We start from the raw sequence: 22,856 nt of genomic DNA, 5'->3' as shown, positions 1-22,856 counted from the left end.
TGATTTCTTCGCCTCACTTCTCCACAGGTCAATCGCTCTTTCATCAATCCAGAATGTCAGTGAACCTCTATTAATAAGTGATTGATTATATTGTTTCCAGTTCGTCGTTTTGTATTTCGATCTAGGCATGACACTATATGGTTAAAAGAGCTTTCCTGATCAGATCGTAGTTTAGGGGATTAGTTCCATCGATTTAGGAAACAAAGCCGTGAAGATGCTGAAAAAATAGCCAAGAAGGTAATTGAAGAGCATAAAAATAGTGCTGAGCTTTCAGAAGCTTTAGAGCCTCTAGAATCTTCAAGGCTATTGTGGAGCATTGGATATATCTATATATCCGACGATTAATATGGTGTATAACCAAAATATAAGTAAATACGTATTGAGTTAGAAGATGAGTAACCCTGATTGTAAAGAACAGCAACTTCTCAATGAAATTATTGCAAAAGCATTTGAAAAAAAGCAGAACGAAAATGTTGTTGATGAAGGTGCACTGAATTCAACATTAGAGTCTATCTGCGAAGTTACAGGAATGTCTCGTGAAGAAGCTGAAGAGATAGCAAATGAGGTGATTGAAAAGTATAAAAATAAACCAAAACCTTTAAAGAATCATAAAAAAGAGAGTATTAAAACAGCAACTGTTGTTGAAGGAACTACCTTGGAGGTTATAGGTGTCTCTCTTTTAACATTCGGCTTTTATTTAGCAAGTGTGAAAAGCCTCTGGTGTATTTTTGTACTGATATTTTCAGCTCTATTCCTTACGTTAGTTGTATCAAAGTATTTTATAAAGCATCTTGATTCAAAAACTAAATTTGTGAAAGTTCGTCTTCCTATCAGATATACAGAAAGCGGGTTAGAAAAAACCTATACAAAAGTTAAACGGCAATGGGAATTACAAGATTGGCGTGAAGTAGAGTATGTCAATGGTGGAACGACAGCACTTAGCTTTATTATATTTGAAAGATAAAATATACTAATCCCGACTTGATCTGACAGTTACCACTTTTTATATGGTTCCTGTCAGGTTAAATCTGAGCTAGATTTTTTCAGCTCAGACTGATTTTCCCATTCGTCCTTTCCGGTTGTACTTACGCTCTCCACTTTTACCTCTGAGGTAGAAAAGCCTGGCAAAAATGAGCTACATGACAAAATAAGTCCACTAATTTACGCATAGCTGGTTCCATTCAGTTTTTATCCCAAGCCCATGTTAAATATAGAAATTAAATTGAGGGATACAGTCTAATCTGTGCGCCGTTAATATGACTGAAATTACCCTTTATTCCATTTCAGTGACTGAATCTGTACTAAATCGTTTTCTAAATTCAGTAGGGGTAAGGCCGTACTCTCGTACAAAAGTTTTTCTAAAAGCGCTCACATCTTGGTATCCCACCTCATAAGAAATTTCAGATATCCCTTTTTTGGTGAGTTCAATTAATTGACAAGCATTATGCAAACGTAGCTTTTGTAAATATTGAACCAATGTCGAGCCTAATGTTTTGGTAAACCGCCTTTGCAGAGTACGAGAACTCACAAAATAGCGCTCGGCTATCGCCGCCATGGATAAAGGCTTCGCATAATGCTCCTCCAAGTAATTTTGTACTTTCAGAACAAGCTCATCCCCATGGTCTCGTTTGGGAATAAATTGATGATAAAACCGTTGTTCACGGTAGCCAATATCAATCACCATTTCTTTGGATAATTGTTGTGCGATTGCAGGAGAAGAGAATAACGAAATAACCTCAAAGACAAGATCAAGCCATGCCATACGGCCACCAGCGGTGATTACGCTCCCTTCATTGACCACGATGGCATTGTCGTTCAATTTTACGTTCGGAAACTCAGTTCGAAAAGATTCACTAAGCCGCCAATGAGTCGTACAAAACTTGTTATCTAAGAAGCCCCCGCTTGCCAAAATAAACGCGCCAACACACGCAGATGCAAGTACAGCCCCTTGTTGCTTCATTGTTGAAAGGTATCGATTTAGCATCGTGTGCTCTCTTGTATAGAAATCGTCACTAATACAAGGGGGCAGCACCACAGCCTGTACACCTCTTTCAAGGTCAAGCTCCTCCAAGGTATGAATATTTACATGAAACCTCACTGACACATCCAGCTGCTGACAAATCGTGTTAGTTAACATCATTGTTTCCGCCAATCCATGCACTGCTGATTGGCTGGCTGTGGGGTAGTTTATGACTGTAATCTCTACTGTTTTCATCTCTGTAAAATATTGTCGCATTTGCCTTCTTACGTGTCATTTTAGACTCTCGTTAACGTAATTCAAACAACACATAATGAGCACATAAACACAAAACACCGAAGAGAATACACCATGACTAAACAAGCACTCATTGTGATCGACATCCAAAATGACTACTTCGAAGAAGGCAAATACCCTCTTTATCAGCCTGAAGTCACAACAGCTAAAAACCTAAAAGCGATTACCATTGCTACCGAGAAAAACATTCCCATTATTCATATTCAGCATCTTGTCTCACCAGAGCTGGGCGAAGGTCTATTCTTTTATGACAACTCCTATGGCGCAGAGATCCATATAGACATTATGGCAGCAGCACCTAACTCTCCTATTGTTGTTAAACGTCATGCTGATTGTTTTGAGAAAACAAACCTTGAGGCGCTATTGCAGGAGATGGGCGTAGAAGAGATTCTATTAACAGGCATGATGACTCACAATTGCATCACTCATACAGCACTGTCTCCAGCGGCTGAAAAATACAACCCGAAAGTCATTGAAGAGTGTTGTTGTACCATCGACCCAATTACTCATACATTAGCTGTAGATTCAATGCAAGTTCGCGGTATCGAAATGCTCAGTATTGACAACGCATTCGCCTAAATTCCTTAAACCCAATGTCACCAGAATCTAAGTAACCTGAACTCAGGCTCTGTAAAAACAATGCCAATCCCCCCGATTGGCATTGTTTATCTCACTCCATTTTACTCACTCAGCACCATTAACTTTCTACGCATAACGTCCGATTCTGAGCGCTAATGGATGTGTCATTAGAAATCACGAAAAAATAGTATTCTTGATTCATTTCATGTTGCTGGATAAATGTACGTATGTGGTTAAGAACGCTTTTGGCTTCGTTGTAACGATAGAGGTAATCTTTATCGCATTCATTCACTGTACTTAAATCCACTTGAAGTTGATTGAACTTACTCATTAGCTCATCAATTCTGCGTTCTTTTTCCGCTTGTTGCGCAGAATCTGTGTATTTTTTCTCAAAGCCTGCTTTTTGCTTTTCCCATTCGTCAACCTCTGCAATCTTTTCATTCAATTGATGGTGACGAATTTTTGCTGATGCCAGTTCACCTTTTAGCTGTACCTGTAATTGACGAACTTTGGCCTTTTCTTTTTTGAGTTGATTGGCTAAATCTCGCTGGTAATTACGTTTTAGCTTATTCAGTGAATCACGCAAATCGTCAGCTTCACGAGTAGAGGAGGTTTGAGTGTCAAGCAAGCCTTGGATTTCTGTTCGTAAACTGAATTCCAATTCCCGCTGTTTATCTAACATTGACTGAAGATGAAGCTTTTTTTGTTGCACTTCCACTAATTTAGCTTCTGTTTCCACGACTCTAAGCTGCAATTTTTCTATCTCTTTTTCATTAAAATCTACCTGCTCCTGCGCCGATTTTAACGAGGACTTCAGTGCCAGTACGTCTTTCGATGGAGTATAACCTTGTACAACATGCCACCCTATGAAGGCCCCTTGAGCGGTAATAATGCACACACAAAGCAGTAATACTTTCATCTTCCACGTTAATTGAGTCGGCTTGGATGATGCCTCTGTACTTTTCATATTCACGTCTTCATTCATAAGTATTTCCCCCCCTCTTATGATTCTCGAAATGATCGGTAATATGAACTCAGCAATGGCTCTGTTAAGTAATCCCATACTGTTTGTTCTTCTAACAAGATGAACACTTCCGTGGGCATGCCAGGGTATAACTTCACATTCGGCAGTTGCTGTATTTCTGTATTACTTAACTTTACTTTCACTAAGTAACCGGGAGTTTGGTTCGCTCTTTTGGGAAGTAATAAATCAGCGGCCACATGAACGACTTCTCCGCTCACAGGCTGAATACGGCGGATATTATAAGCACTTAAACGAACTTTGGCTGCTTGCCCCTGATAGACGGAATCAATGTCTTCTGGCTTAATCAGCGCCTCTACGATCAACTCATCGCTGTCGGGCACAATTTCCATGATCACATCACCCGCATTCACCACACCACCGACACTATGAACATTTAAGCCCACCACCGTTCCTGAATGCTCACTGCGGATCACCACACGAGAACGTACATCACGCGCGGCCGCTAAAGCTTGCTTTACATCGCGCAACTCTTTTTCAATTTGACCCAATTGTGCTGTCACCTCTTGGGTTAGCTCTGCAGTTTCACTGGTAAAACTTTGCTCCAATGCCACTAGCTGGCGAGATAAACCATCAATATCAACATTGAGCTCCGCTTGCTGGGCATCAATACGAGCCTGATGGCGTTGCAGTTCAAGTAATCGAGTCTTAGAGACAAACCCTTTTTCACTCAAACCACGAGTCATTTCCACTTCTTGATTAACCAAATCCATCTGACGTTTTACCGCCTGAAGTTGAAACCGGATACCTCGTCGCTGCTCTTCTAATGAACGTCGCTGTTGCTTGTATTGCGCTTCTCGCAAGCCTTTCTGTAGCATGGCCTGCTGATGCTGAAGCTCATGAGAGCTTAAAATATTACTCAGCTCTGCTGGATCTATCTCTTCAATGTCTGATGTACTCCAAGTGATCGTTTTCTGGTTATTTAACTCAGCATCTAAACGATCATGCTGCGCTTGCAGAGAAATCATATGAAGGAATAAACGGTGATAGTCAGATTCAGCTTTGCTGTTCGAAAAAGCCATGAGCACATCACCAGCTTTTACTCTATCCCCTTCTTTCACATAAATGGCTTTTACCTGCCCACCTTCAAGGTGCTGCACTTTTTTACGCTGCGATTCCACCACCAGTTTACCTTCAGCCAACGAGGCAGAACTGAGCGGTGCGTTCATGGCCCACAACAAAAAGCCCCCTATAGTGAGAAAAATAAAAACAAACCCAAAACGGATCAGAGAAGTTGTATCAAAAGAGTTACCCATTCACTTCTCCTTTTTCTCTGGCTGGGGCTGTTTTTTCTTTTTGTTGCTGGCCCATTTTCTGCGGTTTCACTACTTTCTGTTGCTTGGCTAACTGAGCATTCCCCTCAGAGTCAGCGTGATGGCTCACAAACTTATCGCTGGTGCCCGCTTTTGCTATTTTTCCATCTTTTAACACAATCACCCAATCCATCTGACGTAAGAAGCCAGGACGATGACTGATCATAACCACGGTAATTTCATTCTCTTTGCAGTACTGCAATACGATGGCTAATGCCACTTCTCCTTCTGGATCCAAGTTAGAATTTGGTTCATCCAATACCAACAAAGTCGGGTTCGAAAAAATCGCTCTCGCTAAACCAATCCGCTGTTTTTGGCCGCCAGAAAGCCGCAATCCACCTTCGCCAATATAAGTGTCGTAGCCATTCGGCAGCGAAATAATAAGCTCGTGAATACAGGCCAAGCGCGCAGCATGTACAACCTCTTCTGCAGGCGCGTTAGTAAAGCGACAAATGTTTTCGGCAACCGTACCAGTAAGTAATCCAACTTCTTGGGGCAAGTAACCAATGTGTTTACCAAACTGCTCCTCAGGCCATAGTTCTACGGCTGCACCATCAATTTTAATGCTCCCCATCGAAGGCTTATGGATACCCATGATCAAGGCAGCCAAGGTGGACTTTCCTGAGCCACTGTTGCCCATAATGGCTAATGCATTACCAGCACCTAACTTAAAGCTGATATTTTGAAGAACAGGAGCCAAATGCGCCTCAAACTTGAGCCCTACATTTGTCAGCAGCAACTCACCACTGGGTATTGGTAACTCTGTTTTTGTTTGCCCTGAGTATTCGTGATTGACTGAGCCAAATTTCCTTAATCTTATATAGGCACAATAAGCGCTATACCAGCCTTTCCAACCACTCACAGCAAGCTCAAAAGGCATCATCACCCGAGACATAATAATCGAACTGGCAATAATGGCTCCTGTGCCAAGTTCTTGCTGAATAACCAGCCATACCCCAACAGTAAGTACGGTGACTTGCAGCACATTACGAACAAAACGACTAATAGACATAAGCTGCCCTGTTCGCTCATTCACACTCAATAACAATGTTGATAGCTGGCGGTTTTTATTCCCCCATTGCACTTGCACACTTTCAGCCATCCCCATTGCACGCACCGTAGCGGCATTTCTCAAATATTCATCCATCTCTGTACTGCTTTTACTGACCAAGCTGCGTGCCTGCTCACTAGATTGCCGGGCCGCATACATCATGACCACAGCCAGAGTGGAAAATAACACCATGCCTGAAATGGTGATCAAACCAATGTAAGGGTGCAGTAAAAACAAAATAATAAGGAAGAAAGGGATCCAAGGAATATCAAACACCGCAGAGGTAGAAGGCGTGACAAAAAAGCGTTTCAACTCCGATAAATCATGTAACCCTTGTTTATCAATTTGATTTTTTTGAGCCGAACGGTGGATGTCCGAAGACAATAAAATGGGGCTGAGTAAGGTGTCTAATTTCAAGCCAACTTTTTGCAAGAGTAAGGTTCGGACATGCTCTATTACGGCTTGACAAACAATCAAAAAAACCGCAATCGCCAATAAATAAAACAGTGTATCTAAACTTAAGCTACTCAAGACCCGATCAAACAATTGCAAACTGTATAAAGGTAACGTGAGCACCAAAAAATTAATAGCGAGGCTAAACACGAAAGCCGCGCTTAAATCCCGTTTACACCCTGAGAAAACCTCTTGTACATTTCCTTTATACAAAACCACCACCATAAGATTTAAGTTTCATATTATTATAGAAGTATAATGGGTTGTTCCTAGCATAAATTGATTAAATAACATGATATTAATAACAGTTTGATTCTCCCTCTTAAGGCTGGGTATACTCATCAAAAGATATGAAGCAACGCACACAGGAGCAACATAAGGATATGCAGGCTCAGGCTGTTCATCATTTTTTATTTATTGGCTTCTTAATTGGCGGAATAACGCTGCAACCCGCTCGTGCCAGCGAAACGAACAGCACCCAAGGTGCCGAATCTAAAACCACCAGTTTAAGCAGCCAAAGAGCCATTGTTCAGCCCTACGAACAAGAAACACCTGCACCTGTCACGTATCAAAGACGTGCAATCACGCCAGCCTCAATACCAATAGACACACTGCCTGACATTCCTACTTCTGATAACACTCAAGACACGGTGGTGATCAACCCTATTACGCCTATTGAAATAACAGAACACTCACTATTGCCACCCATGGTGTTAACAGAAAACAATTTAGATCTCTTAACCCCCTCCGATCTCGAATTAGCACAAAAAGCTTACAACTACATAAAGTGGAACTGGCAAGAAAATACTGGGTTTGTCAATTCTGTGGATGGCTATCCACACACCACAATGTGGGATCTCGCCAGTGCGCTAGCGGCTGTTTTAGCACTAGAGCAACTCTCACTTATGCCTACGGATCTCGTAACCCAGCACATTAAAAAAATGTTGAATACACTGCAGAATATTCCACTCTACAAACAGCAGTTACCAAACCGACAATACAACACACAAACAGGCCAGCCCTCGGGAAGAATGAGTAGCAGCAAGTTACAAGGCAATGGCTGGTCAGCGCTAGACATTGGTCGGTTACTCATTTGGCTAGACATAACAACACAATACAGACCAGAGTTTACCCTTCAAGTTGAGGCCATCAAAAGCCAATGGAGCTTAAACCATGCAGTACATAACAACAGCTTATTTGGAGAAAAGAATACGGGAGAAAAGCAGTTTTATCGGCAGGAAGGTCGGCTTGGCTATCTACAATACGCACAAAAAGGGTATCAAATTCAAGGTATTCCGTTAAATGATAATAAGCCGAGCAACAACATTAAGCAGATCTCTTTAGAAAATCAGCAGCTGTATATTGATGATCGAAACCTGCCTTTTTTTACACTTGATCCTTATGTGCTCTATCAAATTGAATTTGGTTTTACCGACGAGTGGTGGAATCAGCTTCTGCCTCTTTATGAACTTCACGAAGAGCAATATAAGAAGAAAAATCAACTCTGGTTTTTTGCTGAAGATGCCATGAACCGAGCCCCTTGGTTTTCATATAATAATATTTTTTACCAGAACAAAACTTGGCACAGCACAACACCCACAGGAAAAAAAGTAAAAAACCCTCAAACTTTTAGTAATAAAATGGCTTTTAGTTTAAGTGTAATATTTCAAGATGAATTATCTGATAAAGCGAACAAAGAAGTAGTTAGAATAAGTCAGCCTTATAAATCAATTCCAACAGGAAAATATTCGGATGGCACAATTAATACCGCCTTTAATGTAAACACTCAGTCCCTTATATTAACATCTCTGTGGTATAAAGTTAGAAATAATACACCTCTATATACATATAACCAGACAACAAATTAATATTTAGATACTAAAAACATTTTTCTTAACTACAATTTATATTCATTTATTAGATATATTAAGATCAGTCGTATGAATTTTAAGATGTGGTTATCTAAATTACCTTTCATTTCATGGTGTTTATATTCACCTTTTACATTAGCTAATGATCATTGTGATATTTTCAGTCCGCAATGCCAACATCAAGATACACTTTCCAATTTTAATTCCGAGTTGTGGTCTAAAGCCGATGGTTGGAGCAACGGGTTTCCTTTTATGAATCGATGGAGTGAAAAAGCCATCTCTTTTCAAAAACAACAAATGCGGATCACCTTATCCAAAACAAAAAAAAATTCCGACGGGCTGCACTATCGGTCAGGAGAATTAAGAAGTAACCGCTTTTACGGCTACGGCTGCTTTGACATAGAAATGAAACCCATTGCCACCTCTGGTGTTGTTTCTTCTTTCTTTCTCTTTGCTGGTCCCTACGACAGAAACCGGACCAGTAATGGGCAACATAACGAAATTGATATTGAGTTTTTAGGTAATAACACCAATCTCCTCCAAGTTAATTTCTGGACCAATGACGATGATTACCTCAATGACCACGCAACCCTAATCTATTTAGACTTCGACGCGTCGCTCGACTTCCATCATTACCGTATTGTCTGGGCCCCCGACTACATTCAGTGGTTTGTTGATCATAAGCTTGTTCATCAGGTTTTTGATGATGACCAAGATCCCATTCCTTCAGCCTCAGACAGCCAGCTAAAAGTCATGACAAATGTATGGTTAACGTCACCAGATATTTCCCAGTGGGCCGGTATCTTTCAATCTGAGAAGAAACACTTCAGTGCAGAATATAAAAATTTTAGCTTTCAACCAATTAACGACTGTAAATAATCAGCATGGATCTGTTTCTTAGCTATAATTAGCCAAGTATTTAATAACAATAACAATCTGGCTAGGGATAGGAGTCATCACTATGGAAACGGTGAATGATAAAAAGCATAATGACCTGCTTTTCGTTGACAAAAATCATTATAAACATACAGTGAAACGCGCTCTTATTATTGAGGATCAATCTTCAGCATCATTGCTGCTTAAATCTTTACTCAAAAAATTAGACATTCATGATGTGGATGTCGCAAATAACGAAAAAGAGGCCTTGCACCTCTGCCATAGTAAAAGCTACGATCTGCTTATTATTGACTATCATCTCAATGACCAAGTCACTGGCAGTGAGCTGCTTGATGAACTACGACAAAATAAGCTAATTTCAATTCATACTGCTTGTATTATTATTTCAGGGGATAACAGCCATGAGGTGGTTATCTCTTCCATTGAGTCTAAGCCCGACTGTTTTATTTGCAAACCAGTTAACTACTCTTCTTTAAAAGAAAAAATTGAGCATGCTTCTTTTGAAGTATCTACTCGTTACCCTTTTTTAAAAATAAAAAAAGAATATGGAGTACAAGAAGCTATTAATTATGGAATAAAAGAAATTGAAAATAGCAATAATAAAACGAACATTCTCCACTCCTTATTAATTAGCTATTTAATAAAGCTAAAAGAATGGGAAAGACTGAATCACGTCGTCAATATTATGATCGGGTTTCATGATTTCCCGCAACTTGATATAGCAACAGCTCATATTGAGTACCAAAATAAAAACCTCGAAAAAGCAGAAGAAATTTTAGAGAATTTATTAGATAGCTCTCCTTTTAATTTAGAAGCTATGGATCTTCTCTGTGAAATAAAAATAAAAAAGAAAGATTTTTCATCCGCATTAATGCTATCTGAAAAAGCAATGAAGCTAACCCCAAATAATGTTCCTAGAATATTAAATAGCGCTAAGCTATCTGCACAGCTTTTAGACAGCGAAAAGCTCGACTACTTTGGTAATACCTTAGCCTCTCATTTGCATTTCCAAGAAAAAGAGTGGTTAGTACAAATTATTCGGTTTGTTAACCTAAAAGAGTTAGTTTACGTACGCACCAAAAGCAATCACTACCGCCTAGATATCCCAAAAGACATCTTACCTTTTTTTAAAAAAGTGGCTTCCCGTGCGAAAGCGAATCAGAAAAAAGTCATTTCATGTTTTTCTAAAGTCGTCGCAGCACGATTTGAGCTCATTAATAACAATAAGCTTAATGCGAAAAAGCAACTATTTTCAGCTTTAAGTCCTTATTTTGATAACCTCAATAAGCTAGACGACCATCTCATTATTGAAAGTATTGAACCATTCATGCGATTGGGTGAAGCAGAACTGGCTACCACCTTTTTACAGCACGTAACGAATCACCAAGAGCATACCCCTTATTCTACAATGAGACTTAGTCAAATAAATCACAGCCATCTACTCAAGAAGAACATGCTAGTACGAAGGAAATTACAACAGGCAAAAGAGCTGCTTCATACCCAACCTAAAAATGCCCTAGCAACCTATGGCAAAATTTTAGATGTTTACCCTACATGCAGTGAGGCCCACTTAGGAAGCTTAGATGCCAACTATCGCCTAGCAGAAATGGATGAACACGTCGTATTAACCAGTTTCTCAGCATTAACTTTATTTACTCTCCCTCACCCCCAAGATAAATGGTGTAGCCAGCTCGCCACTCTGTATGAAGAAGCTGGGCTCAGTAGCCCACTGCATAAAATGAAGCAAGGAGAGCTACTCGCACGCACTTCTCACGACTAAAAATGGAATACAAGCCACAATAACGATCACAAAACAAACAGATTAGCTATTTATTAACCACTTGAAAATAAAAAGCTTTACAAGCTGGAAAGGATTACGATAGTATCTATTCCAACGGTGAGGTGGCCGAGAGGCTGAAGGCGCTCCCCTGCTAAGGGAGTATGCGGTTTATCCCGCATCGAGGGTTCGAATCCCTCCTTCACCGCCATTAATTTAAAGCAACACTTGTTGCGTGCATCGTATAATGGCTATTACCTCAGCCTTCCAAGCTGATGATGCGGGTTCGATTCCCGCTGCACGCTCCAACTTCCTATCTTAAGAACACCCAACGTAAAATCCCCTATAAAAATACCTATATCAACATATCGTTGATAGCTAAGCTGATCGTAGACTCAACTGTTATTTTTAATGAGCCTTAGCTCCTTCCACACCCATAGAGTGCAGAAGAAGCCGAACCGTATCAAATACTGACTTTAGCTCTCCGCTCTGAGCATTGAGTTTTAAAACCTTTAGGCTCTAGGTACTTAGTAACATCAACCGAATCTATTTGCTCTGGCTTTAAATAAGCTTTGGCATAACGCACATGAGTTTCACTTTGCACAAAAAGTTTAAATACATCCATATCAATGTGCTCATCCAACGCCATCTTATGCATGATATCAACAGCAACACTGATGGGTTTTGCTTTTTTATAGGGCCTATCAGACGCCGTAAGTGCTTCAAAAATATCTGCCACGACTAAAATTTTCTCAGGAATAGACAGCTGATCTCCCGTTAATTTTCTTGGGTAACCTGTGCCTTTAATGGTTTCGTGATGCGTTGAGGCGTATCGCGGCACACGTTGCAATTCAGGTGGGAAAGGCAGGTTCTCTAACATCTTAATGGTACTGATCATATGTTCATTAATCTTGAAGCGATCTTCGGCAGTTAATGTGCCACGGCCAATGGATAGGTTATAAACTTCACCTAAATTATATTGGTGCTCAGGTATCTCCATTTTAATGCCGTATTTCGGGTCGTAATCAGTGTTACGTGTTCGCTTAATAATATGCTCTGGCTTGTCGGATAGCAGCTGCTCTTTTACAGGTAAAGTGACAGTACTGGTCGGTTTAGAGAGCTCCTCAACGGGTGAAAGTCCAACTGTATCATCAAAGTAACGTAACCACGTTTGTTCCGATATCTGACAAATTCGAGCTTTACTCTCTTCATCCATAAACTCTTGACCTACATTCGACGCAGCGATAAACGCAAAGTCATCCTGCAATTGGGCTTGGGTCTGATTTCGTTGCTGACGCCACAACTCTTCATGCTCAGGCTCTGTATGTACTTTTTTCAAAAACTCGATTTCAGCCTCACGCCATAGCACTTCAAAACGCATTCTTATTTCATGAATACGATTATAATTGGCTTCTAATTTAGAGCCCTTATCCACTATATGCTCTGGAGTCGTGATTTTTCCGCAGTCATGTAACCATGCTGCAATCCTAAATTCACGTCGCTCGTCTTGAGTAGCAAATTTGAATGACGCAAACGGCCCAGAATCAGATTTTTCTGCCGCATCAGAAAGCATTAAACCCAGTTCAGGCACTCGATTACAATGGCCCGCTGTGTATGGTGACTTATCATCGATCGCTTGCGCTATTAATCGAATAAAGGCTTCCACAAACTCTTCTTGTGCTTTTTCGTGGCGCTTGAGTTCTTGCGACATGTCCACAATAGAAGACGACAATTCCCACACTTCTTTTATTCGCGTATCCACCAGCTCTACGGCGTCATAATCACGCTGTTTGATCTTCAGCGTTTCAGCTCGTAATGCACGTATTGGTGTCACAATCGGAGAGCCAAAGACCCACGCAACCGGCAATAAACAAGCCATTAAAATCGCGGTTGCAGCAATGGAGGTAAACACTTTTTCTTTCACCGAAGCATAAACAATATAGTTAGGAATAATGGCGGCGAAATATTCATCTTGATTAACGGCACTAACAAAAAAGTATTTTTTTACCCCTTCAATCTCACGTTCAATAAGCTGATTTTGCAACTTCTCGTCTTTTGCAAATTCAAAGAGCTCTACATATGGCACTACCAAGTTTTGTTGGTTACGCGTTGCTTGGGAAGAATTAGTAAACCATTTATTCTCTAACTCTGCTTTTTGATCTTCAGATATATTAAGAAAAGCCTTATCAATAATCGCAACCAATGCCTTATCAGACTCTTTCATGGCTAAATGAAATTCGGGTCGGTATGAGGTATTTAGTTTCTCTATACCATCATGGTAGGTCAAGCCATTCATAAAATACTGCTTAACGGTATGTTTCAATATGACATCGGAGTCAATCACTGCATCCGCTTCCCCACTAAGTACCGCTTCTATCGCCTCTTTTACTGAGTCAAACGTCACTATTGTCATCTGCGGATAGTTTTTTTTCAGTTCAGGAATGATGGACCAGCCACCTAAGATAGCTAATTTTTTACCATTTAAATAAGAAAGGTCGGTAATTGGCTCATGATTATGTTTTGTTAAGAGCCCAAAAGGAAGTTGATACATAGGTAAGCTAAAATGACCTAACTCGGCATTACTCTCTGTGTTTAATAACGAGTGCAACACATCAATTTTACCAGTACGGTACTGCTCTACTAATTGAGTCCAAGAAAATCCGTTTATATACTCAAATTGCAATCCCGTCATCTCAGAAACCATATTTAAAATATCAATACTGTACCCTCTCGGCTCACCTGCAATCGCGTAGTCGATTGGTGTCCATGCCAATTGATTCGATATTTTTAATGGACGAGTCTGGCTAATAAGCGCCTTTTCTTCTTCAGACAATACTAATTCGGAAGATGCAGGTAACTCTGCTTCCGTTTGTTTTCCTTGGTTAGAAGCAATGATCTCCCCAGTACTTTTATAGATATACGCTTCTTTCCCTGATAGAGAAGCTTGACCGAGGGTGGAGTTCACCATTTGAGTAGAGACTGAAGAAAGAACAATATCCAACCCTAAAACGGTATTGATATTAGGAACTTTGATAGAAAAAGTTTGGCCAGTTATTTTAAGGTGTTGAAACAGATATGGGTTACTTTTGAAGACCTTATCGACACTCGCAGAGTCGTACCAGGGTCGCTGACTTGGAAAATAATTACTTCTTTCCGATGTGGAATGTCTCAAAGTAAACTCTTCATCGTAAAATAATGACTCTTTAACCCGCTGCTCCCCTTTGCCATAAATTTTAATAAGTACCCAGCGATCTTGCGGTAGTGCCTTAATTTTTTCTCGTACGACCGGAGAAGATTCAAGGTTAACCAGCTGATAAAAACCATCGTCTTGATTCGCTATATAAATACTGTAAAAAAGCGGGTTATTCTTCATCGCTTCAGCCAGTATTTTACGCACATCTTGCTCGCTATCTTTATACTTTCCCGAGCTGCCAATATGAGCCAGTAATTTTGCGGTACTAGACGCATCCATATCTAAATTACGGATATAAGTACTCACTGACTGAGACATGGCTGAATAGCGAGCTAAAGCATTATCAGTAGCAATTTGTTTACTAAAATGGAACTGAAGGCTAATGGCCACCATTGCGGTGAGTAAGGTAGCCAATAAAAACATACCGCCCACCGTGAACTTGATTGAAATCCGTTTATCACTCCTAAACATTCGGTATCCTTACCTAAGCTGTTAACGTTTCCCTTCAATAAAACTTACCACATAGCAACCCATATGGAACGTGATTTTTTTAAAAGAAAAGTAAGTCTGTTAACCATAGAACAAAAAATAGTAAGACGCTGAATTTAAAAAGTAATTATTAAAACTAACAGTTTATAGATGCTGTAAACTTAAGAATCCATCTTCGAAAACGACGATGGTAATGGAAAGAATTTATTGTGGTAATGAGGGAAGGTAAAAGGAAAAAGCAAGCATAAAAACGGTTACACTTGCTCTAAAATCACTGAAGAAAATACAGCCTTATTTTTTTGAACCGATCTTTGCGTATTCATTTAATAAATTAGATAACACAGGTAGCCAGCCTAATGCGTCTGATGGGGCTTTTTTCAGAATGTTTTCAACCATCTGACAATGTTGTTCAAGCGTTACTGCTTCTTCTAAATTAAACAACATTGCATAACAGTGCCATAAAATCAGGCGATACATACGCTCAGCATTTTGTGCCGAGTTTTCAGATTCTGAAAAAGCCAGCTTTACTTCACCTAATGCAACAGCCGTTAGCCTTAGCATGGCATCAAGTTGGGCTGTTTGCATCTTATCTGTATCGGCAGCTTCATCTTGATCGAACGTGAAAATCTCTTGCATGACTTCTTCAGGAACCATACGACTTATCACACGGTGACTGAATTCTTCCAACTCTTGTCGTGGCATTGTCACCAAGCAAGAAAATGTATAATCGCGTTCCATAACTTTTCCTAACGATCAAAAATAAGGGGGCGTATTTTGCCCCAATTACGGTGAAGGGAAAACCCATTTATTTCACCTTCCTAATGAATAAAGGCAGCCTCTCACTAATAGCCAAATAAGCACCATTATTATCGTATGCTTACTTTATCCTTAATAATTATGCTGATAGTAATATTAACTAAGCCCAACAGCCCCCTAAAACTGTGACTATTTTTTCGTCATTAGATATAAAGTTCGACTACACTCACTGATAAGGTATTCAATAAAAAGAAAAGCTTTATTCAAGCAAAGTCTCCTTTACCAATAATCACTTTTTACATCATTTATATTAAGGAAAATATATGATGCGATTCGTGTGCAAAACCGCACTTTTAATTGCGCTAGCCAGCCTCTCTTTTCAAATAACCGCCAAAACCATTTACCAAATTGGAATCGCACCATGGACTGGTTATGAAGAAAATGTCTCCGGCTTTAAACACGCAATGGAAAAAGCGGGGTTTAGAGAAGGGGAAAATGTCGTGTACACGCTGAAAAAAAGCAACGGTGATCAAGAAGTACAACAGCGTATCGCCAAAGAATTAGCAGACAGTGATCTTATCTACTCCTTGACCACGACAGGTACCAGCATCATTAAAGAGCACACGCCAGAAGAAACGCCTATTGTTTTCTCCATTGTCACTTACCCTGCCGATGCTGGGTTAATTGAATCTTTCGACTACTCTGGTAACAACCTTGTCGGCACCAGTAACTACGTGTCTATTCACAGTTATGTCAATTTACTCACCACACTATTACCGGAAACAAAAACGTTGGCGATTTTCCATCGTAAAGGAGAACCAAATTCAAAAATCCAAGCCAGTAATGTGATTCGATTAATGGAAGCAACTGGGATTAAAGTTATTGATTTAGAGCCTACGTCCGTTGACGAAATGGCACAAATGGCAAAAGAAGTCGTCAATGAAGTTGATGTCTTTATGACCACCACTGATACTTTGTGTCAAGGTGGAGGAGAAGCCGCTCTACTGCCCATTTCATTAGCCAATAACATCCCTATTCTCAGCTCCAATAAGGCTCAAATAGAAGAAGGTTCAACCTTTGGACCTGTTGCCGATTTTTACACATTAGGAGCAATGGCTGGCGAACTGGCTGCAAAGATACTCAAAGAAAATAAAAAGCCAGCCCAGCTTGAATCCAGACTCATGGATCTTCCGGTAATTTTGCTGCATAAGAAAAATACACAACGGCTCGGAATTTCCGTTGATCCTACGTTACTGCCTAATATTAAGTTTGTAGAGTAGGTCGTTACGAATGTCGTTAGTTACTCGCTTACTGTCACTGATCGCAACCATCGTGTTCAGCGTTATGCTATCCCTCAATTACTACGGCATCCAATTACTACAAGAGACGGATCAGCAACAATTTAATCAACTAAAACGCAGCTACTTAACGTTAATCGATTCAAAGTTTGACTCTCATGTTGAAAACTTAATGCACGCTACAGAGGTCATCGCACAAAACCCCGAGATTCAGAAATCACTGGATTTACAAGTAAGCCGAGGCATTAACCAACGATTAAATAAACTGGTCACTCTCTACCCTAATTTAAACTATTTATTGGTTGTTGATACCCGATTAAAAATCTTTGCGGCCAATACTGTAAACAATAAGGGAAAGCGCATTAATAGCGAGCAGCTCCTCGGCCTCAGTATCAATAAAAATCCATTATTTTATGCCCCAAACATGCAACAGGCAGTGTCGGGTACCCCTGGCTTTGATCCTTTTTCATTAGAGCAGGACAGTACCAAACGTTCTCAATGGATCATATCGCCAGTAATAAAAAGAGGAAAAATAAAAGGTTGGATTGTTTTAAGCTTTTCTTGGCAAAATCAAATGCAAGAGATTCTAGATACATTAACGGATCAGCTTATCGAACAAAACCCCGCCATTATTGGAACGTTATTAGTAAAACAAGACGGTAAAACCATTGCGCTCACCAAAGGTATTAAACCCATTTACCCAGATACATCACTGCCATTCAAAGCAACAGAGAACATCGTTGTCTTAGAGCACCCGGTTAAGTTTAATCGCTTGCAAGGCCACATTTTACTCATAACAGACAAAGAAAAAGCCAATGCTGCAGCCAATGAAGCAGAACAAATCCTATTTATCGGGGTCGTACTCAGTACTCTCGCACTGATCACCTTCCTCTTTTTTATTTTACGTAAAACCTTGTTTCAAAGAATTACGACTCTAATACAAGGAACAAAGCAGTTAGAAAAAGGAAACTACCAATATCAGCTACCTCCTCTCGGGCGGGATGAATTAGGACGACTTGCCGATGCCTTTAATCAACTGGCTATCAACCTACATTGCTCACGAGTTCAACTACTGGAAGAAAAAAACTCCCTTGATGTTAAAGTCGCAGAGCGCACCAAGCAACTCGAGCAAGCCATGGAGCAAGCTGAAGCAAGTACCAAAACCAAGAGTGAATTTTTAGCCGCCATGAGCCATGAAATTCGTACCCCAATGAATGGTGTTCTTGGCATGGCCCAGCTTTTAAAAGACACTAAGTTAGAGCCGCAACAACAAGAGTATCTCGATGTTCTTTATAACTCTGGTACCTCTTTATTAAACATCATCAATGACATTCTCGACTTTTCAAAAGTAGAAGCCGGTCAAATGGAACTGGAGAATATCTCTTTTGATCTCGAACGCGCCGCTTACGATGTTTGCCAAATCCTGTCTATTCAATCCAATAAAAAAGACGTTGAACTTATTTTAAACTACGCTCCCGATTGCCCACGGCAAGTAGAAGGAGATGCTGGCCGAGTTAGACAATTACTAACAAACCTAGTCAGTAACGCCATAAAATTTACTCACTCGGGGCATGTCATACTGAGTATTGAGCAAACACAACCCCACAATGGCCAGCCTTATCATCACATACAAGTCATCGATACAGGCATTGGCATAGAAGAAAAAGTACAAGAAAAACTCTTCGCGTCCTTTACTCAAGCCGATACGTCAACAACTCGAAAATACGGCGGTACAGGGCTTGGGTTGGCCATTTGTAAAAAAATAACGGCCTTAATGAACGGTGACATTGGAGTCAACAGCACCCCAGGTAAAGGCTCGACCTTTTGGATAAACCTTCCTCTCGCCTTACTACCGACACCGAAACCACTGCCCAAAGCTGAATTAAAAGGACTTAAAGCCTTAGTGGTTGATGACAATCGTACCCACCTTCAGGTGTTCACTGCCATGCTTAACAGCTTTGAAGTATACGTAGAAACCTGCACCAAACCGAAATTAGTCACAGAGTTACTTGAACAGGCCATTGAACAAGAAAAGCCTTTTGATATTTTAATCTCCGATTACCAAATGCCCGAATTAGATGGTGCCCAGCTAACCAGAAACATCAGAGCCAATGATAAAATACAACACATTCCTATCGTGATTCTTTCTTCCTCTTGCCAAAAAGGAGATGGTAAATTACTCAAAGAAGCGGGAATTAACAGTCTAATCAATAAACCAATTTTAACAGAGATTCTGAAAAATACGCTTATCTCAACATTAGGCCTAATGCAAACGCCGGGAGAAAGAACCTTTGTTACCACTCATGACATTAATGAATCGGACCGAGCCAATACCGCCGAAAGCACGCGGCTAAATGGGCATGTTTTATTGGCTGAAGACGTGAAAGTAAACCAACTAGTGGCCAAAACAATGATGGAACAACTTGGTTTAACGCTGGACATTGCCGCTGATGGTTTGATTGCCACAGAGCTTTGCCAAACTCATCGTTATGATCTGATCTTAATGGATTGCCAAATGCCGAATCTAGATGGTTATCAAGCCACAAAAAAGATTCGTTTGCGTGGTATCAACCAAACTACCCCCATTGTTGCACTGACCGCTAACGCCTTACATGAAGATAAAGAAAAGTGCTTAAGCTCAGGGATGAATGATTTTTTATCAAAACCTTTTGACCAATCAAACTTTGCCAAATTGCTACAAAAATGGCTAAAAAAAGATGAAGCGAAGATGCACCCTTCTAAATAATCCCCCAACACCATCGTTTATGTTTTTACTATCAATAAGCTAGCCATAACTCTGCAAACTTGAAAGACCAGCATTATGCACTAGTATGACTAATGGCAGTCATGGTTCTATGCTCATCATCGTACGCTTTCAAGGTTATGGATAACCATATGACATTAGCATTCAAAAAACAGAGTTTCCCTCTCCACATACATATTTCAACACTCTTAATTTCAATTTTGATGGTTGTTTGTGCCATCCAAGCCTGGTTTTCTTATCAGTACATTTCTCGGCTTATGCTCACGGCAAATGAAGAGCTGTTTGAGCAAATTAGTGATGAATCTTTAAAAAGCTTTCAAGCCAGTTATCGTCCTATGGCTCGTTCCGTTGGCTTAATTGCCAGTTCTGAACTTACTCAGGCCAAAGGTCTCAATGAACGAATGCAATACACTCCCATGCTCATTGAGGTATTGCAGCATGAAACCAGCGTAGCGGCGCTGCAAATTGGTTATGATACCGGGGAGTATTTTATTGTTCGTCCTCTTCGAACTCCCTACTTCAAAGAGCTTTTTCATGCTCCAGCAGCGGCCGAGTTTGTTATTGATAATATCGCTATGAACGCCGATGGCACCAATAACATGGTGCGGTTATTCCTTAATTCTCAACAAGCTATTATCGGCACACGTAACGTTGGCCCACAAGATTACGATCCCCGTAAACGCCCTTGGTATCTTGCTGCTAATGCCGATAGAAACGCTTTAACCAAGCCCTATAAATTTGCTTTCATGAAAAAAATGGGGCTCAATCTAACTCGAAAATCTTCAACAGGAAACAGTGTTGTCGCGGCTGATATTACCTTAGATACCCTGTCTGATTCATTAACAGAAAATAACACCTCGAAATCCGCATTACGTGTCATGTATAACGATGAAGGCATGGTATTAGGGCATAACGACATTGATTTATTCAATCAAAAACTGACTCAAGTCGGTGACAGAACATTAATGATTTCCGACTTAAAACAAGACATTTTATTACAAGCCATCAATCAAATCCCATCATCAAACCAATTGATTGAATTCATGTATCAGGGGCAGTTATGGTATGGAAAGATCAAACCACTGACTCCTTATACCGATACCGTTTTCAACTTATTAATGCTGATCCCAGAAGAAGAGATTTTACAAGAAGCCTACAGTATCCGAACCGCCAGCGTGATCATCACAATATTAGTTGTTTTATGCTCTATTCCCATCGCTTTTTATTCTGCTAACCTCATTGCACGCCCACTTCGTTCTCTCTCATACAAAGCACAGTCAGTTGGCCAATTTAATTTTAACGACAGTGAGACTACACGTTCTCATATTTCTGAAATTCAAAACCTACAAGACTCCATGAGCACCATGAAAGAAACCCTAGGCAGCTTCTTAACGCTCATAGGCTCTATGAGTGAAGAACAAAATTTTGATCGCTTACTCGGTACGATTTGTAAAGAAACCGCCCAATCCACGAAGGCTGAAGGGGCTGCTCTGTATCTGGTTAGTGATGATGATTCTGAGTTGATCCCATATTACCTATGGTTCAAACAATCTGGCTCACAGAGCATCGATGAAATGCCCGTGCTCGATTTATCCGATCAATTTAGTAGCAACCCTTTTTTAGGCTCACTTAATACCGAGCAAGTCGTGATCATGAACATCAACCCTGAAGAGCAATTCGATAACCCTTTATTAAAAACCATGGTCCATACCATTAATGATGATCTACTCACCAACTGCATTGTTCCACTAAGAAGCCGATCGGGTGAAAAGGTAGGAGTACTCAACCTCATTTATAAACAGAAAGACGCAACCCAATTTGAAGAAACTTATCAACGCTTCATTGAGACCTTATCAGGCTTTGTCGCCGTCACCATAGAAAGTCGCCAAATGCTTTCGACTCAAAAATCCTTATTAGAGTCTTTCATTCAACTCATCGCCAACGCCATTGATACCAAATCGCCTTACACTGGTGGCCACTGTCAGCGAGTACCTACTATCACCAAGCTTTTAGCAGAAGCCGCATGTGAAAGCAAAACCCCACCTTTTAAAGACTATCAGCTCACGCCAAAACAATGGGAAGAATTACACACTGCAGCTTGGCTGCATGACTGCGGAAAAATTACTACCCCAGAGTTTGTGGTAGATAAAGCAACCAAGCTTGAAACCATTTACAACCGTATTCATGAAATTCGTACCCGCTTTGAAGTACTAAAACGAGACGCTCAAATCACAGCACTCAAAAAAATACTCGCAGGAGAGCCGGAAACAGCAGTACAAACAGAACTAGAACACGAACATAAAACCCTAGATGAAGACTTCGCCTTTATCGCCAAAATCAATATCGGCTCAGAGTTCATGTCTGAACAGTCATTAATACGATTGGAAAAAATTGCCGAACGAACTTGGCAACGAACTCTCGATGATACGATTGGCCTTTCTTGGGCTGAAGCAGAAAGGCATACAAGCAACACTCCCCCTACCTTACCAGTCACGGAAAAACTACTTGCCAATAAACCAGAGCATAAAATTGCCCACGACCTTATCCCAATTCCTAAAGAAAACCCATGGGGGTTTAAGGTGGAAGCACCCCAATACAAATATGATCGTGGTGAAATCCATAATCTGTCGATTCAGCGTGGCACCCTAACCGCAGAAGAACGCTATAAAATCAACGACCATATCGTACAAACCATTGTGATGTTAGATCAGCTTCCATTTCCTAAACACCTGAAAAATGTGCCAGAGATTGCTGGAGGACACCATGAAAAAATGGACGGCACTGGTTACCCCAAACGTCTGACCAAAGAAGACATGACAATATCAGCCCGGATCATGGCCATAGCCGATATATTCGAGGCATTAACCGCTTCAGACAGGCCGTATAAAAAAGCCAAAAAACTCTCAGAAGCCATCAATATCATGCATAAAATGAAGCTCGGAAATCACATTGATGGAGAGTTATTCGAGCTATTTCTAACCTCTGGTGTTTATCTACACTACGCAGAGCAGTTTTTAGACCCCAAACAAATCGACTCTGTGGATATTCAGCAATATTTAAATCAGCCAGAACCTTCCATTCATTAAATACTGACAATA

General features: G+C 40.4%; 14 protein-coding genes, 2 tRNA genes and 1 pseudogene. 10 read left to right on the top strand and 7 right to left on the bottom strand.

Annotated features, from left to right (window positions below; genetic code table 11):
- Positions 1-129 (bottom strand): annotated as a pseudogene (locus tag MHO82_RS14185) (IS5/IS1182 family transposase); the annotation flags it as partial.
- 262 nt (positions 130-391) lie between these two features.
- On the opposite strand from MHO82_RS14185, the gene MHO82_RS14180 reads away from it, so the two are divergent.
- The gene (locus MHO82_RS14180; protein WP_239184605.1) at positions 392-964 is read left to right on the top strand and encodes a hypothetical protein; all 573 of its coding nucleotides are present in this window, start codon (positions 392-394) and stop codon (positions 962-964) included.
- A 309-nt stretch (positions 965-1,273) separates the two neighbouring features.
- Here the strand turns inward: MHO82_RS14180 and MHO82_RS14175 are convergent, their stop codons facing one another.
- Entirely contained in the window at positions 1,274-2,236 is a 963-nt protein-coding gene (locus MHO82_RS14175; protein WP_239184604.1) for a helix-turn-helix domain-containing protein, read from the bottom strand.
- A 93-nt stretch (positions 2,237-2,329) separates the two neighbouring features.
- Between MHO82_RS14175 and MHO82_RS14170 the strand changes: the two genes are divergently transcribed.
- Positions 2,330-2,854 (top strand): isochorismatase family cysteine hydrolase, encoded by a 525-nt coding sequence (locus MHO82_RS14170; protein WP_239184603.1) that lies wholly within the window; start codon positions 2,330-2,332, stop codon positions 2,852-2,854.
- 118 nt (positions 2,855-2,972) lie between these two features.
- Here the strand turns inward: MHO82_RS14170 and MHO82_RS14165 are convergent, their stop codons facing one another.
- Genes MHO82_RS14165 through MHO82_RS14155 form a run of 3 tightly spaced genes read right to left on the bottom strand, consistent with a single transcriptional unit; the run spans position 2,973 to position 6,926 of the window.
- Positions 2,973-3,839, bottom strand: a complete 867-nt coding sequence (locus MHO82_RS14165) for a hypothetical protein (protein WP_239184602.1) — start codon at positions 3,837-3,839, stop codon at positions 2,973-2,975.
- A 17-nt stretch (positions 3,840-3,856) separates the two neighbouring features.
- Positions 3,857-5,152: an HlyD family type I secretion periplasmic adaptor subunit gene (locus MHO82_RS14160; protein ID WP_239184601.1), complete on the bottom strand. Its 1,296-nt coding sequence runs from the start codon at positions 5,150-5,152 to the stop codon at positions 3,857-3,859.
- Positions 5,145-6,926: a type I secretion system permease/ATPase gene (locus tag MHO82_RS14155; RefSeq protein WP_239184600.1), complete on the bottom strand. Its 1,782-nt coding sequence runs from the start codon at positions 6,924-6,926 to the stop codon at positions 5,145-5,147. Before MHO82_RS14155 ends, MHO82_RS14160 begins: the two co-directional genes overlap by 8 nt.
- Positions 6,927-7,063: 137 nt before the next feature.
- On the opposite strand from MHO82_RS14155, the gene MHO82_RS14150 reads away from it, so the two are divergent.
- From MHO82_RS14150 to MHO82_RS14130, 5 genes are all read left to right on the top strand, one after another.
- Complete coding sequence (locus MHO82_RS14150) at positions 7,064-8,581, top strand: DUF3131 domain-containing protein (protein ID WP_239184599.1); 1,518 nt, start codon at positions 7,064-7,066, stop codon at positions 8,579-8,581.
- Between the two features lie 255 nt (positions 8,582-8,836).
- Complete coding sequence (locus MHO82_RS14145) at positions 8,837-9,463, top strand: family 16 glycosylhydrolase (RefSeq protein ID WP_239184598.1); 627 nt, start codon at positions 8,837-8,839, stop codon at positions 9,461-9,463.
- An 82-nt stretch (positions 9,464-9,545) separates the two neighbouring features.
- Entirely contained in the window at positions 9,546-11,261 is a 1,716-nt protein-coding gene (locus MHO82_RS14140; RefSeq protein WP_239184597.1) for a response regulator, read from the top strand.
- Between the two features lie 116 nt (positions 11,262-11,377).
- Positions 11,378-11,469 (top strand) — tRNA-Ser (locus tag MHO82_RS14135).
- A 22-nt stretch (positions 11,470-11,491) separates the two neighbouring features.
- Positions 11,492-11,566 (top strand) — tRNA-Gly (locus MHO82_RS14130).
- A gap of 155 nt (positions 11,567-11,721) precedes the next feature.
- Here MHO82_RS14130 and MHO82_RS14125 read toward each other — a convergent pair.
- The gene (locus MHO82_RS14125) at positions 11,722-14,922 is read right to left on the bottom strand and encodes an HD domain-containing phosphohydrolase (protein WP_239184596.1); all 3,201 of its coding nucleotides are present in this window, start codon (positions 14,920-14,922) and stop codon (positions 11,722-11,724) included.
- Positions 14,923-15,231: 309 nt separating this feature from the next.
- Positions 15,232-15,678 (bottom strand): exoribonuclease R, encoded by a 447-nt coding sequence (locus MHO82_RS14120; RefSeq protein ID WP_239184595.1) that lies wholly within the window; start codon positions 15,676-15,678, stop codon positions 15,232-15,234.
- Between the two features lie 341 nt (positions 15,679-16,019).
- Here MHO82_RS14120 and MHO82_RS14115 point away from each other — a divergent pair, with 341 nt between their 5' ends.
- From MHO82_RS14115 to MHO82_RS14105, 3 genes are all read left to right on the top strand, one after another.
- Positions 16,020-16,976 carry an ABC transporter substrate-binding protein gene (locus tag MHO82_RS14115; RefSeq protein ID WP_239184594.1) on the top strand — a complete coding sequence of 319 codons (957 nt, stop codon included), beginning with the start codon at positions 16,020-16,022 and terminating at the stop codon, positions 16,974-16,976.
- Between the two features lie 10 nt (positions 16,977-16,986).
- The gene (locus MHO82_RS14110; RefSeq protein ID WP_239184593.1) at positions 16,987-19,740 is read left to right on the top strand and encodes a response regulator; all 2,754 of its coding nucleotides are present in this window, start codon (positions 16,987-16,989) and stop codon (positions 19,738-19,740) included.
- 149 nt (positions 19,741-19,889) lie between these two features.
- Positions 19,890-22,844, top strand: a complete 2,955-nt coding sequence (locus MHO82_RS14105) for an HD domain-containing phosphohydrolase (protein WP_239184592.1) — start codon at positions 19,890-19,892, stop codon at positions 22,842-22,844.
- The last annotated feature ends 12 nt before the right edge of the window (positions 22,845-22,856 follow it).

The organism is Vibrio sp. Of7-15 (genome assembly GCF_022347565.1).
GTDB lineage: Bacteria > Pseudomonadota > Gammaproteobacteria > Enterobacterales > Vibrionaceae > NORP241.
The sequence above is the reverse complement of the archived record's forward strand: the minus strand, read 5'-3'. Positions and strand labels throughout refer to the sequence as shown.

Coding starts and splice junctions, on each gene's coding strand:
- MHO82_RS14170 (WP_239184603.1), top strand. CDS start 2,330: ATGACTAAACAAGCACTCATTGTGATCGACATCCAAAATGACTACTTC.
- MHO82_RS14125 (WP_239184596.1), bottom strand. CDS start 14,922: ATGTTTAGGAGTGATAAACGGATTTCAATCAAGTTCACGGTGGGCGGT.
- MHO82_RS14160 (WP_239184601.1), bottom strand. CDS start 5,152: ATGGGTAACTCTTTTGATACAACTTCTCTGATCCGTTTTGGGTTTGTT.
- MHO82_RS14180 (WP_239184605.1), top strand. CDS start 392: ATGAGTAACCCTGATTGTAAAGAACAGCAACTTCTCAATGAAATTATT.
- MHO82_RS14165 (WP_239184602.1), bottom strand. CDS start 3,839: ATGAATGAAGACGTGAATATGAAAAGTACAGAGGCATCATCCAAGCCG.
- MHO82_RS14145 (WP_239184598.1), top strand. CDS start 8,837: ATGAATCGATGGAGTGAAAAAGCCATCTCTTTTCAAAAACAACAAATG.
- MHO82_RS14110 (WP_239184593.1), top strand. CDS start 16,987: ATGTCGTTAGTTACTCGCTTACTGTCACTGATCGCAACCATCGTGTTC.
- MHO82_RS14120 (WP_239184595.1), bottom strand. CDS start 15,678: ATGGAACGCGATTATACATTTTCTTGCTTGGTGACAATGCCACGACAA.
- MHO82_RS14105 (WP_239184592.1), top strand. CDS start 19,890: ATGACATTAGCATTCAAAAAACAGAGTTTCCCTCTCCACATACATATT.
- MHO82_RS14115 (WP_239184594.1), top strand. CDS start 16,020: ATGATGCGATTCGTGTGCAAAACCGCACTTTTAATTGCGCTAGCCAGC.
- MHO82_RS14150 (WP_239184599.1), top strand. CDS start 7,064: ATGAAGCAACGCACACAGGAGCAACATAAGGATATGCAGGCTCAGGCT.
- MHO82_RS14140 (WP_239184597.1), top strand. CDS start 9,546: ATGGAAACGGTGAATGATAAAAAGCATAATGACCTGCTTTTCGTTGAC.
- MHO82_RS14175 (WP_239184604.1), bottom strand. CDS start 2,236: ATGCGACAATATTTTACAGAGATGAAAACAGTAGAGATTACAGTCATA.